This window comes from Pseudomonas sp. O39 (assembly GCF_045447295.1).
GTDB lineage: Bacteria > Pseudomonadota > Gammaproteobacteria > Pseudomonadales > Pseudomonadaceae > Aquipseudomonas > Aquipseudomonas antarctica_A.
Genome location: NZ_JBJGXV010000005.1, coordinates 308,254 through 323,633 on the forward strand (window position 1 = coordinate 308,254; position 15,380 = coordinate 323,633).

A 15,380-nucleotide genomic window follows, 5' to 3' on the forward strand; every position below is an offset into this window, starting at 1 on the left:
CGGCCATGTCCCTTGCCCTGACGAATCAGGCGACAGGCGCGGGTGGCGGCTCATCCGGAAGCGTCGGCTCACCGGGCTCGGTGGGCTGCTGGGGCCAATCTTCGTCTGGTTGACCAGGGATGCCGCCCGCATACGCAGGGTCGGCCATCAGGGACCAGGCCAAAACACCAATCTGGTTGGGTTCAAGCCGGGCGAGTTCAGCGCTGATACGCGGGTCAATCTTCATAAAGGACTCCTCAAGCGTGGCTCGGTGCGTTTTGCACGCACCGAGGCAGTACACCCAATAGAGTCAATTCCCGCGGACTAATTCCCTTTACGTGTAAGACCTTTCGATCAAGCGCGTGGGAGAGTAACGCCACGCTGGCCCTGATACTTGCCGGCGCGGTCTTTATAGGACACTTCACAGGCCTCGTCGGACTGCAGGAACAGCATCTGTGCCACGCCTTCGTTGGCGTAGATCTTGGCTGGCAACGTGGTGGTATTGGAAAACTCCAGGGTCACATGGCCTTCCCACTCTGGCTCAAGCGGCGTCACGTTAACGATGATGCCGCAGCGCGCGTAGGTGCTTTTACCCAGGCAGATGGTGAGCACGTCACGGGGAATACGGAAGAATTCCACGGTGCGCGCCAGGGCAAAGGAGTTTGGCGGAATGATGCACACGTCACTCTTGACGTCGACGAAGCTCTTTTCGTCGAAGTTTTTCGGATCGACGATGGCCGAGTTGATGTTGGTGAACACCTTGAATTCATCGGCGCAGCGTACGTCGTAGCCGTAGCTGGATACACCGTAGGAAATCACGGGAGCCGCGCCTTCGCCACGGATCTGGCGTTCAACGAAGGGTTCGATCATGCCGTGCTCTTGCGCCATGCGGCGAATCCACTTGTCCGATTTGATGCTCATGGCGGGTGTCCTGAATAGCGAGGTGGAAAAATTCTGTTGGGCATCTTACCGGGGCCAGCCGTGGGGTTCAAAGGGCGTGGGTTTTTTCTTGATGAATGCACTGCCTGCTATAGGGCACAGCCCGTCGGGCCGGGGCCCGCGCTGCAGCGATTGATGACTGTAAATACCACCGCCAGTCACGAAAATAGAGAAACCTTCGGAAATACCATTGGCACGTTCCTGAAAAAGGGTTAAGGTGGCGCCACTGTGCTGCTTGTGTCACTGAGAATCTCTACACGATATGTTGAATTTCGATCCAACCATCTCCAAGAATTTTTCCTGCTCTTTGCACTCAGTCTCGGCCAGGGCTTTTCCTGAGTCGCAGTTAACTTTGTCCAAGGAGATACACCATGTCTAATCGCCAAACTGGTACCGTTAAGTGGTTCAACGATGAAAAAGGCTTCGGCTTCATCACTCCACAATCCGGTGACGACCTGTTCGTTCACTTCAAAGCTATCCAATCCGACGGCTTCAAAAGCCTGAAAGAAGGCCAACAGGTTTCTTTCATCGCTACCCGCGGTCAGAAAGGCATGCAAGCTGAAGAAGTTCAAGTTATCTAACTTGTACTGACTTAGTCGAAAAAACCCCGCCCTTAAAAGCGGGGTTTTTTTATGCCTGGAATTTTGCTCTAGGCCAATAGAATTCCGGGCACAAAAAAATGTGGGAGTGAGCTTTATGTGGGAGCTGGCTTGCCTGCGATAGCATCTACTCGGTGTAACTGATGAACCGAGGTGATGCTATCGCAGGCAAGCCAGCTCCCACACAAGCCTACTCCCACATTTCGTATGGCGTCGTTATTGGAACAGCGACTCACTCGACAAGCCATTCTTCTCGAGGATCTCACGCAAGCGCTTGAGGCCCTCTACCTGGATCTGCCGCACCCGCTCACGGGTCAGGCCAATTTCCAGGCCTACATCCTCCAGGGTGCTGCTCTCATGGCCACGCAGGCCGAAGCGGCGAATCACCACTTCACGCTGCTTATCCGTGAGCTCAGACAGCCACTGGTCAATGCTTTGGGAAAGATCATCGTCCTGCAACAGCTCGCAAGGATCCGTCGGGCGATCATCCGTCAGGGTGTCCAGCAGGGTTTTATCCGAATCCGGACCCAGCGAGACGTCGACCGAAGACACACGCTCATTCAAGCCAAGCATGCGCTTGACCTCCCCCACCGGTTTTTCCAGCAGGTTGGCGATTTCTTCAGGCGAAGGTTCATGATCGAGTTTTTGTGTGAGCTCACGCGCCGCCCGCAGGTAGACGTTGAGCTCTTTGACCACATGGATCGGCAACCGAATCGTACGGGTCTGATTCATGATCGCCCGTTCGATGGTCTGGCGGATCCACCAGGTGGCATAAGTTGAAAAGCGGAAGCCCCGCTCAGGGTCGAACTTCTCCACCGCCCGGATCAAGCCCAGGTTGCCCTCTTCGATCAGGTCCAACAGGGACAGACCACGATTGACATAACGCCGGGCGATTTTCACCACCAGCCGCAGGTTACTTTCAATCATGCGCTTGCGCCCAGCCGGATCACCCTTTTGCGACAAGCGCGCAAAATGGACTTCTTCTTCGGGAGTCAGCAGAGGGGAAAAGCCGATCTCATTGAGGTACAACTGCGTTGCGTCGAGCGCCCGCGTGTAGTCAATGTACTTGTGTTGCTTTAACGCGGTGGCGTTCTTGGATTTGGTGCGAACTGAAGGTGTAGCAGACCCTTCATCATTCGACATCGATTCCTTATCGGTGAGTATCTCCATTTCAAGGAGAACCTCATCGTCGATGTCAAACTCCGGCGCTTCTTTACTGAGAGCCATTGTTATAGTCCTTTGGTGAGTTCGACCTCAAGCTCGAGCGACGCCTATATCCTTGGCAACGCTGGAGCCTGTTCCTTCTACGCGAGGGAACAGGCTGTGCAACACATCAACGACGGGGTAGGAATTGCAGCGGATCTACAGGTTTCCCTTGGCGGCGAATCTCAAAGTGCAGTTTCACCCGGTCTGTACCAGTTGACCCCATTTCGGCAATTGTCTGTCCGACTTTGACCTGCTGCCCCTCCCGAACCAACAGCCTACGGTTGTGACCGTAAGCACTGACGTAGGTATCGCTGTGTTTGATGATGACCAGTTCGCCGTAGCCCCGTAAACCACTCCCGGCGTAAACCACTGTCCCATCAGACGCAGCTAAAACAGGCTGTCCCAAATCCCCGGCGATATCAATGCCTTTATTCAAACTACCGTTTGAAGAGAATTTTCCAATCAATACACCGTTTGAAGGCCATCCCCAACCGGTCGGAGCAGGCCCTGCAGGCGGCAACGGCGCGGGTGCCGGCTTGCTCGCAACCGTAGACGTGGCGGCGCCTGCAGGCCGTGTGATGATGGTCGTCCTGCTCGAAGACGACGGCGAAGATCCGGAATTTGTCACAACTGCCGTAGGCGTTGAACCCGTGCGCCCATCGAAGCGGATGGTTTGCCCCGGATGTATCGTATAGGGCACAGGAATATTGTTACGCGCTGCGAGCGCCTTGTAATCCCACCCATAACGGAAGGCGATCGAGAACATCGTGTCCCCCTTTCGCACTACATATTGCCCGGTGGTGACCGTCGGCTTTTGCGGCACGGCACTGTTTCGGTCGACAACCCGAGCGCTGCTGGATGGGGAGCTTGAGCAACCCGCCAACAAGGAACTCAAGACAAGGCCAAGCACCAGTCGCTGAAAGCTTGTTTTACTCATACGCTGCGCAAGACCTGTGAGACTCACCCGCCGCTCCCTTTGTGGTGGCTGAACATGAACGCCTGTATCAGGCTTGAAATATGACGCAAGTATAACTGGGCATTGGCTTTTTACCGGCACACGACTGAAACGAAAAATTCATCATGTTTAATCACGGTTTCCAATCATGTTGACTCTATAAGCCCCGCTGTAAGACACATCCCCACCCACAGAATTCACTGTTTGCGAATAAATGATCAGGCCAGCGGGCCATTGAGCAACGGTACGAAGCGCACAGCGCCCAGCACATGCCGGGAAAAGCCTTCTTCCTCCCGGATAATGAGCATCAATTGTTGCACTTCGCCGGAGCCCACCGGGATGACCAACCGCCCGCCAGGCGCCAGTTGATCGAGCAACGCTTGCGGTACGTCAGTCGCGACGGCCGTGACGATAATGCCGTTATAAGGCGCCAGCGCAGGCCAACCTTCCCAACCATCGCCCCAACGGAACACCACGTTGCGCAGGTTGAGCTCCACCAGGCGCTCCTTGGCGCGATCCTGCAGGACCTTGATGCGCTCCACCGAGAACACCCGTTCCACCAGTTGCGACAGCACCGCAGTCTGGTAACCCGAACCGGTGCCGATCTCCAGCACCTTGTCCAACGGCCCAGCCGCCAGCAGCAGTTCACTCATGCGCGCGACCATATAAGGCTGCGAGATGGTCTGGTTGTGGCCAATCGGCAACGCGGTGTCTTCATAGGCGCGATGGGCCAGGGCCTCATCGACAAACAGGTGCCGCGGCGTGCGCCGGATGACTTCCAGCACCTGGGCGTTGGACAGGCCTTCTTCGTACAGGCGCTGGATCAAACGCTCGCGGGTACGCTGGGAGGTCATCCCGATGCCACGACGCAACAGGTCGTCTTGTTCACGCGCCATCAACGCAGCCCCTCGAGCCAGCCATCCAGACTACTGAAGGCATCACTGAAGGTGCGATCAAGCTGCAACGGGGTAATCGAAACATAACCTTGCATCACCGCATGAAAGTCCGTGCCCGGCCCACCGTCCTCGGCGTCACCCGCTGCGGCGATCCAATAGCCTTCCTTGCCACGCGGATCGACCACTTTCAACGGCGCCGCCGCCCGGGCGCGATGGCCCAGGCGCGTCAGCTGGATGCCGCGAATATGGTCGAGGGGCAAATTGGGAATATTGACGTTGAGCACCGTACGCGGCGGCAAGTCCAGCGAACAGTGGGCTTCCACCAGCTTGCGCGCGAAGTACGCCGCCGTCGCCAGGTTATCCAATTGCCGTGAGGCAAACGAAAAGGCGAACGAGGTGCGGCCCAGGAATCGCCCCTCAAGGGCTGCCGCCACGGTACCGGAATACAACACGTCATCGCCCAGGTTGGCGCCGAGGTTGATGCCCGATACCACCAGGTCGGGCTCCTGCTCCAACAAACTGTTGATTGCCAGGTGCACGCAATCGGTGGGAGTGCCGTTCACACTGATAAAGCCATTAGCCAGAACGTGCGGGTGCAACGGACGGTCGAGCGTCAGCGAACTGCTGGCGCCGCTCTTGTCCTGGTCCGGGGCAACCACCACGCACTCGGCGTAATCTTCCAGCGCTGCATAAAGCGCGGCAAGACCGGGTGCGGTGGCACCGTCATCGTTTGATATCAGAATACGCATGGGTTGTCCGTCGGCCCCACCGACACCAGATCAACAAGCTCGCGCACCAACACAGTGGCGAAGCATCCGGCCGGCAGGACGAATTCCAATTGCAGAATGTCAGGACCGGGATAATGCCACGTCAACCCGCCAATGGGCAGTCGAAGAATGCGACGTTCCTGGCTCATACCGGCATTCACCAGCCAATCGCGCAGGTCGGCTTCGCTGGCGGCGACCGCCTGTTCCAGCGCATGGGTTGCACCGGTCGCCGGCGAATCACCCTCGCCCCACTGCGGCCCGGTCGGGTGCAGGTCCAGAATCGCCAGGCGTGGGTCGCTGCATTCAGCCTCCCCCGCCGGGAAAAAACTGCGGCTGTCGGTAAACGCCAACAGGTCGCCCACCTGGGCACGCTGCCAGGAGCCGTCGGCGACACGCGCGGCCAACACTTTGTTGAACAGAAAGCTACGCGCGGTGGACAGCAGCCGTGAACGCACATTGCGCTGTTCAGGCAAGGCCTTGCGCGCCGCCCATGCACGGGCGTCCACCACGTTGCCACCGTTGTGGCCAAAGCGCTGGGTGCCGAAATAATTAGGAATGCCGTGCTGGGCAATCAGCTGCAAACGCGCGTCGATAGCGGCGGTGTCCCCGACCAACTGGGTGAGGCGCAGGGTAAAGCCGTTGGCCGCATGCGCACCGCGTTGCAGCTTGCGCTTGTGGCGGGCGCTTTTAAGGATCTTGAGGGTGTCGTTTTCCGCACCGCTCATGTCCGGGTCGGCCTTGCCTGGCAGTTGCACGCTGAACCACTGGCGGGTCAACGCCTGGCGGTCCTTGAGCCCGGCATAGCTGACGGTGCGCAACGGCACGCCAGCGGCCTTGGCGATTCGCCGTGCAGCTTCTTCGGTATTCAGGCCACGCTTTTCAACCCACAGCCACAGGTGCTCACCGTCGCCGGTCAGCGGGATATCGAGCACTTCGTCGACCTGGAAATCTTCCGCCGTAGCCTTCAGGACCGCGCTGCCCAGCGCCTCGCCATAGGCCCGCGGGCCCAACAGTTCCAGGTCGTTCATGCGCGCAGCAACAAGGCGACGGAGTGCACCGCGATGCCCTCTTCACGACCGGTAAACCCGAGCTTTTCGGTGGTGGTGGCTTTCACGTTCACTTGATCCAATTCAATTTGCAGGTCCGCGGCAATCAGTGCGCGCATCGACTCAATGTGGGGCGCCATTTTCGGCGCCTGGGCCACGATGGTGTTATCGACGTTGCCGACTTTCCAACCCTTGGCGTGGATCAGGCCGACCACATGGCGCAGCAACACACGGCTGTCCGCGCCCTTGAAGGAAGGGTCGGTGTCCGGAAAGTGCTTGCCGATATCACCCAACGCGGCCGCGCCGAGCAAAGCATCGCTCAAGGCATGCAGCACAACGTCGCCGTCGGAATGAGCCAGCAACCCATGGTGGTGTGCAATGCGCACGCCGCCCAGGGTGATGAAATCGCCTTCAGCGAAACGGTGCACATCGTAGCCGTGGCCAATACGCATAAAAAAACGCCCCGATTTAATTCAGGGCGTGATTCTACCTACTTTTGCCTCACATTAACCGAGCAAAGCACGACCATGGTGTCGCAAATGGTCTTCGATGAAGCTGGCGATAAAGAAGTAGCTGTGGTCATAACCCGGCTGCAGGCGCAGTTCGAGTGGATGGTTGGCCGCCTTGGCCGCCTGTTGCAAAGCTTCAGGCTTGAGTTGCACCGCCAGGAAATCATCGCGATCACCCTGGTCGACCAACAGTGGCAGCTTTTCCGAGGCTTCGCTGATCAGTACGCAGGCATCCCACTCGCGCCATTTCGAGCGTTCTTCGCCCAAATAACGGGAAAAGGCTTTCTGGCCCCATGGGCAGTCCATCGGGTTGTTGATCGGCGAAAATGCCGACACCGATTGGTAACGTCCAGGGTTGCGTAGGGCACACACCAACGCACCATGGCCGCCCATTGAATGGCCGCTGATGCCGCGCTTATCCGACGCAGGGAAATGCGCTTCAACCAACGCCGGCAATTCCTGCACCACGTAGTCATGCATCCGATAGTGCTTGGCCCAAGGTTCCTGGGTGGCATTCAGGTAGAAACCCGCACCCAGGCCGAAATCCCACGCGTTATCCGGGTCGCCCGGTACACCTGGCCCGCGGGGGCTGGTGTCCGGCGCGACGATGATCAACCCCAGTTCGGCGGCCATCCGATGGGCGCCGGCCTTCTGCATGAAGTTCTCGTCGGTGCAGGTCAACCCGGACAGCCAATACAGCACCGGTAACGTGCCACCCTGCTCCGCTTGCGGCGGCAGGTAGACGGCAAACGTCATATCGCAACCGAGCACGTGGGAGCTGTGTTTGTAGCGTTTATGCCAGCCGCCAAAACTCTTCTGGCAGGAGATATTTTCCAGGGTCATGGGAATGCTCCCAGCGGCAAGCGGCAAGCTATAAGCTGCAAGTGGGCGTACGCCTTCTTGCAGCGTGAAGCTTGCAACTTGCAGCTGCATCAAAAGTGGATGACGGTACGAATGCTCTTGCCTTCATGCATCAGATCAAACGCTTTGTTGATGTCTTCCAGGCCCATGGTGTGGGTGATGAACGTGTCCAGCGGGATCTCGCCGGTCTGGGCCATTTCCACGTAGCTTGGCAACTCAGTACGACCGCGCACGCCGCCGAACGCCGAACCGCGCCAGACGCGACCGGTCACCAGTTGGAATGGGCGAGTGGCGATTTCCTGGCCGGCACCCGCAACGCCGATGATCACCGACTCGCCCCAACCCTTGTGGCAGCACTCCAGAGCGGCACGCATCAGTTGCACATTGCCGATGCACTCGAAGGAAAAGTCCACGCCGCCGTCGGTCAAGTCGACAATCACGTCCTGAATTGGGCGGTCGTAGTCTTTCGGGTTGATGCAATCGGTGGCGCCGAGTTGCTTGGCGATTTCGAACTTGGCCGGGTTGATGTCGATGGCGATGATGCGACCCGCCTTGGCTTTGACCGCACCGATGACCGCCGACAGGCCGATGCCGCCCAGACCGAAGATCGCCACGGTGTCACCTGGCTTGACCTTGGCCGTGTTGATCACCGCACCGATGCCGGTGGTGACGCCGCAGCCCAGCAGGCAGACTTTTTCCAGCGGCGCTTCTTTAGGGATTTTGGCGACGGAAATTTCCGGCAGCACGGTGTACTCGGAGAACGTCGAGGTACCCATGTAGTGGAAAATCGGCTGACCCTTATAGGAGAAGCGCGTGGTGCCATCGGGCATCAGGCCTTTGCCTTGGGTGGAGCGGATGGCCTGGCACAAGTTGGTCTTGCCCGACAGGCAGAATTTGCACTTCCCGCACTCCGGGGTGTAAAGCGGGATCACGTGGTCGCCGACAGCGACCGAGGTCACGCCCTCGCCGATCGCTTCAACCACCGCACCGCCTTCATGGCCAAGGATCGACGGGAAGATGCCTTCCGGGTCGGCGCCCGACAAGGTGTACGCATCGGTATGGCACACGCCGGACGCGACCACCCGCAGCAGCACCTCGCCAGCCTTGGGCATGGCGACATCCACTTCAACGATCTCAAGGGGCTTTTTCGCTTCGAAGGCTACGGCAGCGCGGGACTTGATCATCCGGGTTTCTCCAGGGAGTTAAAAACTGAGGCAGTGAGTGTAAAACATGGCTGAGTGATTAATAATCCAGGCAAAAGCAAAACTTTATTGCTGTACAGGGATAATCAACATGCTGGAAAACCGCTGGGAAGGCATCGATGAGTTCGTCGCCGTGGCCGAATGCAGCCAATTCACAGCGGCGGCCGAGCGGCTGGGGGTTTCGTCGTCGCACATCAGCCGGCAAGTGGCGCGCCTGGAAGAACGGCTGCAAACGCGGTTGCTGTATCGAAGCACGCGCAAGGTGACCCTGACCGAAGCCGGCCAGACCTTCCTGCAGCACTGCCAGCGCTTGCAGGACGGTCGCGAAGAAGCCTTGCGCGCCGTGGGCGACCTCACCAGCGAACCCAAGGGCATGTTGCGCATGACCTGTGCGGTGGCGTACGGCGAGCGCTTTATCGTGCCGTTGGTCACGCGATTCATGGGGCTCTATCCGCAATTGCGCGTGGACATCGAGCTGAGCAATCGCCAGTTGGACCTGGTGCATGAAGGCCTGGACCTGGCGATCCGGCTGGGTCGCCTGCAAGACTCGCGCATGGTAGCCAGTCGCCTGGCCCCTCGACGCATGTACCTGTGCGCGTCGCCGTCCTACCTGGCTCGGTATGGTCGGCCACATAGTTTGTCGGAATTAAGTCGGCATAATTGCCTGATTGGCAGCTCGGACATTTGGCAACTGGCGCAGGACGGGCGCGAATTTTCCCAGCGGGTGCAAGGCAACTGGCGCTGCAACAGTGGGCAAGCGGTACTGGATGCCGCATTGCAAGGCGTAGGGTTATGCCAGTTGCCGGACTATTACGTGCTGGAGCATCTGCACAGTGGTGCGCTGGTGTCGTTACTGGAAGCGAATCAGCCGCCGAACACGGCGGTGTGGGCGTTGTATCCGCAGCAACGGCATTTGTCGCCGAAGGTCAGGAAGCTGGTGGATTTTTTGAAGGAGGGGTTGGCTGAGCGGCCGGAGTACAGCGCGTAATTTGGGGCGACTGTTCGGGCCTCATCGCAGGCAAGCCCGACTCCCACAGGGAATTGCATTTCAACTGTGGGAGCTGGCTTGCCTGCGATGAGGTCGACGCGGTGTCACTGACTATCTGCGGTTTGCCCACCGCAACCTGAGCCACTCCAGGTCTTCGGGACGAGTGACCTTGATGTTGTCCGCGCGCCCTTCGATCAGGCGTGGTGCCTGGCCCGACCATTCCATGGCCGAGGCTTCGTCGGTGATCACTGCGTCTGCGACCAGGCTATCGGCCAAGGCACGGTGCAAGGCGCCCAGGCGGAACATCTGCGGCGTGTACGCCTGCCAGATCAGGCTGCGATCCACGGTTTCCACCACGCGGCCGTGCTTGTCGACACGCTTGAGGGTGTCGCGCGCCGGTACGGCGAGCAAGCCGCCGACCGGATCATCCGCGAGTTCCGCCAACAGCTTGTCGAGGTCATCACGGCTCAGGTTAGGGCGCGCGGCATCGTGCACCAGCACCCAGTCGTCATCGCTGGCGCCGAGTGCATTGAGTTGCAACAACGCATTGAGTACTGAACCCGAGCGCTCGTCGCCGCCGTCCGCGCGTACAATGCGAGAGTCGTTGGCACTCGACAGGCTTGGCCAATAGGGGTCATCTACCGCAAGACTGATCACCAGCCCCTTGAGGCCAGGATGATCGAGAAAACAGCCGAGGCTGTGTTCGAGAATAGTGCGCCCGCCCAGTTGCAAGTACTGCTTGGGACGGTCCGCGGCCATACGGGCACCGACGCCCGCGGCAGGAATCACGGCCCAGAAGGCCGGTAAAGACTGATTCATTGGGCCAACTGGTAGAGGGTTTCGCCCTCCTTGACCATGCCCAATTCATGACGAGCCCGCTCTTCAACGGTCTCCGTACCTTTTTTCAGCTCAAGCACTTCGGCATCGAGGACGCGATTGCGCTCCAGCAGGATTTCGTTTTCGGCGTGCTGATCGGCAATTTGCTGGGTCAGCTCTTTCACCTGCGCAAAGCTGCCATTACCGACCCATAGGCGGTACTGCAGGCCAGCCAGCAATAAGAGCAAGACGAGGAACAACCAATTGGGACTGCGCATCGAAATCCGGGTATCCAGTAAAAAAAGACAGCCATGCAAAACTTTTGAAGCAACTGATAGCACGAAGCCTGGATGAACCAGGCTTGTGCTTGATAGCCATCAGATTAGCGTCGAAATTCACTCTATCGAGATTTTTCCGACGCAACCCGTCGACTTTTTACCATTTAACACTCAGCCGCGAAACTCGCTGCGACCGTTGTACTTGGCTTTACCTGCCAGTTGCTCTTCGATACGCAGCAATTGGTTGTACTTGGAAACGCGGTCGGAACGGCACAGGGAACCGGTCTTGATCTGGCCGGCCGAGGTGCCCACTGCCAGGTCGGCAATGGTCGAATCTTCGGTTTCGCCGGAGCGGTGCGAGATCACGGCGGTGTAGCCCGCGGCGTTGGCCATCTGGATGGCTTCCAGGGTTTCGGTCAGGGTGCCGATCTGGTTGAACTTGATCAGGATCGAGTTGGCGATCTTCTTGTCGATGCCTTCTTTCAGGATCTTGGTGTTGGTCACGAACAGGTCGTCGCCGACCAGTTGGATTTTCTCGCCGATCTTGTCGGTGAGGACTTTCCAGCCCGCCCAGTCAGACTCGTCCAGGCCATCTTCGATCGAGATGATCGGGTAGCGCTCGGTCAGGCCTTTGAGGTAGTCAGCAAACCCTTCGGAGGTGAACACATGGCCTTCGCCGGCCAGGTTGTATTTACCGTCCTCGTAGAACTCGCTCGCGGCGCAGTCCAGGGCCAGGGTCACGTCGGTGCCCAGCTTGTAGCCAGCGTTGGCCACGGCTTCGGAGATCACTTTCAGTGCATCTTCGTTGGACGCCAGGTTCGGTGCGAAACCCCCTTCGTCACCCACGGCGGTGCTCAGGCCACGGGCCTTCAACACAGCTTTGAGGTGATGGAAAATCTCGGTGCCCATGCGCAAGCCTTCGGAGAAGGTCTTGGCGCCAACCGGCTGCACCATGAATTCCTGGATGTCGACGTTGTTATCAGCGTGCTCGCCACCGTTGATGATGTTCATCATCGGCACCGGCATCGAGTACACACCCGGAGTGCCGTTCAAGTTGGCGATGTGGGCGTACAGCGGCAGGTCCTGATCCTGTGCGGCGGCCTTGGCAGCGGCCAGGGACACGGCGAGGATGGCGTTGGCGCCCAGGCTGCCTTTGTTTTCGGTGCCGTCGAGCTTGATCATCGCGTGGTCCAGGGCTTTCTGGTCCAGCGGGTCCTTGCCCAGCAACAGGTCACGGATCGGGCCGTTGATGTTGGCTACAGCCTTGAGTACACCTTTGCCCAGGTAACGGCTCTTGTCGCCATCACGCAGTTCCAGCGCTTCGCGCGAACCGGTAGAAGCACCGGACGGCGCGCAGGCGCTGCCGATGATGCCGTTATCGAGAAGCACGTCGGCTTCGACGGTGGGGTTGCCACGGGAGTCGAGAACTTCACGACCTTTGATGTCGACGATTTTTGCCATTGTTGTAAACACTCCAAAGTTGACGAAAACGACGCAGCTGAAGGAAATCTTTTGACCGACCGCAAGGGTGGAACAACGGGGCAGGCTTGCAGGCGACAAGGCTCAGGCCCGCAGGCCTGAGCGTAAAGCGAGGGAAAGTCTACCGGAGAAATGGCGCTTACGCGGTCTCTACCGTCGGAAAACTCTTGACCAGTTCGTCCAACTGCTTGAGCTGGGCCAGGAATGGCTCCAGCTTGTCCAGGCGCAGGGCGCAGGGACCGTCGCATTTGGCGTTGTCCGGGTCCGGGTGGGCTTCCAGGAACAGGCCCGCCAAAGACTGGCTGATGCCGGCCTTGGCCAGGTCTAGTACCTGGGCACGCCGCCCGCCAGCGGAATCGGCACGACCACCGGGCATTTGCAGCGCGTGGGTCACGTCGAAGAACACCGGGTATTCGAACTGCTTCATGATGCCGAAACCGAGCATATCCACCACGAGGTTGTTGTAGCCGAAGCTCGAACCACGCTCGCAGAGGATCAACTGGTCGTTACCCGCTTCCACGCACTTGCTCAGGATATGTTTCATTTCCTGAGGCGCGAGAAACTGGGCTTTCTTGATATTGATCACAGCGCCGGTCTTGGCCATGGCGACCACGAGGTCGGTCTGGCGCGACAGGAAGGCCGGCAGCTGGATGATGTCGCACACCTCGGCGACCACGGCAGCCTGTTCAGGCTCGTGGACGTCGGTGATGATCGGCACGCCGAAGGCTTGCTTGATGTCCTGGAAGATCCGCATGCCTTCTTCAAGGCCTGGGCCGCGATAGGAGGTCACGGACGAACGGTTGGCCTTGTCGAAGCTGGCCTTGAACACGTAAGGGATACCGAGTTTCTCGGTCACCTTGACGTATTCTTCACAGACCTGCATCGCCATGTCGCGGCTTTCCAGCACGTTCATGCCGCCGAACAGCACCATGGGCTTGTCGTTGGCAATCTCGATGTCGCCTACGCGAATGATCTTCTGGGCCATCAGGTTTACGCCTTCTTCTGATGTTGCGTCAGTGCTGCTTTAACGAAACCGGTGAACAACGGGTGACCGTCGCGCGGGGTCGAGGTGAACTCAGGGTGGAACTGGCACGCCACGAACCACGGATGATCCGGCGCCTCGACCACTTCAACCAGCTTGCCATCGCCGGAGCGACCAGAGACTTTCAGGCCGGCTTCTTTGATCTGCGGCAGCAGGTTGTTGTTCACTTCGTAGCGGTGACGGTGACGCTCGACGATCACATCCTTGCCGTAGCAATCGTGAACCAGCGAGCCCGGCTCGAGCAGGCAGTCTTGCGCGCCAAGGCGCATGGTGCCGCCCAGGTCGGAGCTTTCAGTACGGGTCTCAACGGCGCCGGTGGCATCTTCCCACTCGGTGATCAGGCCTACGACCGGGTGGCCGCTGGCGTGATCGAACTCGGTGGAGTTGGCGTCTTTCCAGCCCAGCACGTTGCGGGCGAACTCGATAACGGCCACTTGCATGCCCAGGCAGATACCCAGGTACGGCACCTTGTTTTCACGCGCGTACTGCACAGCGGTGATCTTGCCTTCCACGCCACGCAGGCCGAAACCGCCGGGAACGAGGATAGCGTCAACGCCTTCGAGCAGGGCGGTGCCCTGGTTCTCGATGTCTTCGGAATCGATGTAGCGCAGGTTGACCTTGGTACGGTTGCTGATACCGGCGTGGCTCATCGCTTCGATCAGCGACTTGTACGCATCCAGCAGCTCCATGTACTTGCCGACCATGGCGATGGTGACTTCGTGCTCAGGGTTGAGCTTGGCATCAACCACAGCTTCCCACTCGGACAGGTCCGCGCCGTTGCACTGCAGGCCGAAACGCTCGACCACAAAATCATCCAGGCCTTGCGAATGCAGGATGCCCGGGATCTTGTAGATAGTGTCGGCGTCTTCCAGGGCAATCACCGCACGCTCTTCAACGTTGGTGAACTGCGCGATCTTGCGACGCGAGGAAATATCGATCGGGTGATCGGAGCGGCACACCAGCACGTCCGGCTGCAGGCCGATGGAACGCAGTTCCTTGACCGAGTGCTGGGTTGGCTTGGTTTTGGTTTCACCGGCGGTAGCGATGTACGGCACCAGCGTCAGGTGCATCAGCATCGCGCGCTTGGCGCCAACTTCGAAACGCAACTGGCGGATGGCTTCGAGGAACGGCTGGGATTCGATGTCACCTACGGTGCCACCGATCTCGACCATCGCCACGTCGGCATCGCCTGCACCCTTGATGATGCGGCGCTTGATTTCGTCGGTGATGTGCGGGATCACCTGGATGGTTGCACCCAGGTAGTCACCACGGCGCTCCTTGCGCAGCACGTGCTCGTAGACACGGCCGGTGGTGAAGTTGTTGTTCTGGGTCATGGTCGTGCGGATGAACCGCTCGTAGTGGCCCAGGTCCAGGTCGGTCTCGGCGCCGTCGTGTGTGACGAACACTTCACCGTGCTGGAACGGGCTCATGGTGCCCGGGTCAACGTTAATGTACGGGTCCAGCTTGAGCATGGTGACCTTAAGTCCCCGCGCCTCCAGGATGGCCGCCAATGAAGCGGAGGCAATGCCTTTCCCCAATGAAGAAACAACACCGCCCGTGACGAATATGTAGCGCGTCATGAAAAACCCTAGAAGTCTGCGTTAAAGCGGTCCGAGCCGCCGGGGAAAGCGAAGGAAGGCCGAAGCCCCCGATCACCTGCATTAATCACAGTGCACCTTTCAAAAAAACCGCCGCGTTGTGACAGACCAGCAATGAAACACCGGTACGTTGATCGCTACACATTTTTTGGAATCGCCCAGCAAAGACTGCTTGGTAATCGGCAACTGCTGCGATTCAGTCGAATCCACAGAAGTTGTA

17 protein-coding genes are annotated in these 15,380 nt (G+C 58.9%); 2 read left to right on the forward strand and 15 right to left on the reverse strand.

The window, feature by feature from the left end:
* Window positions 1-25: 25 nt before the first annotated feature.
* The gene (locus ACI77D_RS10505; protein WP_027604457.1) at window positions 26-226 is read right to left on the reverse strand and encodes a hypothetical protein; all 201 of its coding nucleotides are present in this window, start codon (window positions 224-226) and stop codon (window positions 26-28) included.
* A 107-nt stretch (window positions 227-333) separates the two neighbouring features.
* Window positions 334-900 carry a dCTP deaminase gene (gene dcd, locus ACI77D_RS10510; RefSeq protein ID WP_017137166.1) on the reverse strand — a complete coding sequence of 189 codons (567 nt, stop codon included), beginning with the start codon at window positions 898-900 and terminating at the stop codon, window positions 334-336.
* A 389-nt stretch (window positions 901-1,289) separates the two neighbouring features.
* On the opposite strand from dcd, the gene ACI77D_RS10515 reads away from it, so the two are divergent.
* Complete coding sequence (locus ACI77D_RS10515; protein ID WP_002554837.1) at window positions 1,290-1,499, forward strand: cold-shock protein; 210 nt, start codon at window positions 1,290-1,292, stop codon at window positions 1,497-1,499.
* Window positions 1,500-1,733: 234 nt separating this feature from the next.
* Here the strand turns inward: ACI77D_RS10515 and rpoS are convergent, their stop codons facing one another.
* The 8 genes from rpoS to ACI77D_RS10555 form a co-directional block, all read right to left on the reverse strand.
* On the reverse strand, window positions 1,734-2,744 hold the full coding sequence (gene rpoS / locus ACI77D_RS10520) for an RNA polymerase sigma factor RpoS (RefSeq protein ID WP_064451173.1): 1,011 nt from the start codon (window positions 2,742-2,744) through the stop codon (window positions 1,734-1,736).
* A gap of 106 nt (window positions 2,745-2,850) precedes the next feature.
* Entirely contained in the window at window positions 2,851-3,687 is an 837-nt protein-coding gene (locus tag ACI77D_RS10525; protein WP_082895841.1) for a peptidoglycan DD-metalloendopeptidase family protein, read from the reverse strand.
* 209 nt (window positions 3,688-3,896) lie between these two features.
* A complete protein-coding gene (locus tag ACI77D_RS10530; protein WP_010176736.1) occupies window positions 3,897-4,532 on the reverse strand; it encodes a protein-L-isoaspartate(D-aspartate) O-methyltransferase in 636 nt (211 codons plus the stop codon).
* 41 nt (window positions 4,533-4,573) lie between these two features.
* A complete protein-coding gene (gene surE, locus ACI77D_RS10535) occupies window positions 4,574-5,323 on the reverse strand; it encodes a 5'/3'-nucleotidase SurE (RefSeq protein ID WP_064451172.1) in 750 nt (249 codons plus the stop codon).
* Complete coding sequence (truD, locus tag ACI77D_RS10540; RefSeq protein ID WP_262667229.1) at window positions 5,311-6,369, reverse strand: tRNA pseudouridine(13) synthase TruD; 1,059 nt, start codon at window positions 6,367-6,369, stop codon at window positions 5,311-5,313. The genes surE and truD overlap by 13 nt, the downstream gene beginning before the upstream one ends.
* Window positions 6,366-6,839: a 2-C-methyl-D-erythritol 2,4-cyclodiphosphate synthase gene (gene ispF / locus ACI77D_RS10545; protein ID WP_064451170.1), complete on the reverse strand. Its 474-nt coding sequence runs from the start codon at window positions 6,837-6,839 to the stop codon at window positions 6,366-6,368. The genes truD and ispF overlap by 4 nt, the downstream gene beginning before the upstream one ends.
* A gap of 54 nt (window positions 6,840-6,893) precedes the next feature.
* Window positions 6,894-7,739 (reverse strand): S-formylglutathione hydrolase, encoded by an 846-nt coding sequence (gene fghA, locus ACI77D_RS10550; protein WP_064454870.1) that lies wholly within the window; start codon window positions 7,737-7,739, stop codon window positions 6,894-6,896.
* Window positions 7,740-7,828: 89 nt separating this feature from the next.
* Entirely contained in the window at window positions 7,829-8,941 is a 1,113-nt protein-coding gene (locus tag ACI77D_RS10555) for an S-(hydroxymethyl)glutathione dehydrogenase/class III alcohol dehydrogenase (protein WP_025855143.1), read from the reverse strand.
* Between the two features lie 109 nt (window positions 8,942-9,050).
* Between ACI77D_RS10555 and ACI77D_RS10560 the strand changes: the two genes are divergently transcribed.
* Window positions 9,051-9,947: a LysR substrate-binding domain-containing protein gene (locus tag ACI77D_RS10560; protein ID WP_064451168.1), complete on the forward strand. Its 897-nt coding sequence runs from the start codon at window positions 9,051-9,053 to the stop codon at window positions 9,945-9,947.
* Between the two features lie 111 nt (window positions 9,948-10,058).
* On the opposite strand, the gene ispD is transcribed toward ACI77D_RS10560, so the two are convergent.
* The 5 genes from ispD to ACI77D_RS10585 form a co-directional block, all read right to left on the reverse strand.
* Window positions 10,059-10,766 carry a 2-C-methyl-D-erythritol 4-phosphate cytidylyltransferase gene (gene ispD / locus ACI77D_RS10565; RefSeq protein WP_064451167.1) on the reverse strand — a complete coding sequence of 236 codons (708 nt, stop codon included), beginning with the start codon at window positions 10,764-10,766 and terminating at the stop codon, window positions 10,059-10,061.
* Window positions 10,763-11,041, reverse strand: coding sequence for a cell division protein FtsB (gene ftsB / locus ACI77D_RS10570; protein ID WP_058412406.1), 279 nt, complete (start codon window positions 11,039-11,041; stop codon window positions 10,763-10,765). Before ftsB ends, ispD begins: the two co-directional genes overlap by 4 nt.
* A 171-nt stretch (window positions 11,042-11,212) precedes the next feature.
* Window positions 11,213-12,502 (reverse strand): phosphopyruvate hydratase, encoded by a 1,290-nt coding sequence (eno, locus tag ACI77D_RS10575; protein ID WP_407016540.1) that lies wholly within the window; start codon window positions 12,500-12,502, stop codon window positions 11,213-11,215.
* A 157-nt stretch (window positions 12,503-12,659) separates the two neighbouring features.
* The gene (kdsA, locus tag ACI77D_RS10580; protein WP_064451165.1) at window positions 12,660-13,505 is read right to left on the reverse strand and encodes a 3-deoxy-8-phosphooctulonate synthase; all 846 of its coding nucleotides are present in this window, start codon (window positions 13,503-13,505) and stop codon (window positions 12,660-12,662) included.
* A gap of 5 nt (window positions 13,506-13,510) precedes the next feature.
* Window positions 13,511-15,142, reverse strand: coding sequence for a CTP synthase (locus tag ACI77D_RS10585; RefSeq protein ID WP_064451164.1), 1,632 nt, complete (start codon window positions 15,140-15,142; stop codon window positions 13,511-13,513).
* Between the last annotated feature and the right edge of the window lie 238 nt (window positions 15,143-15,380).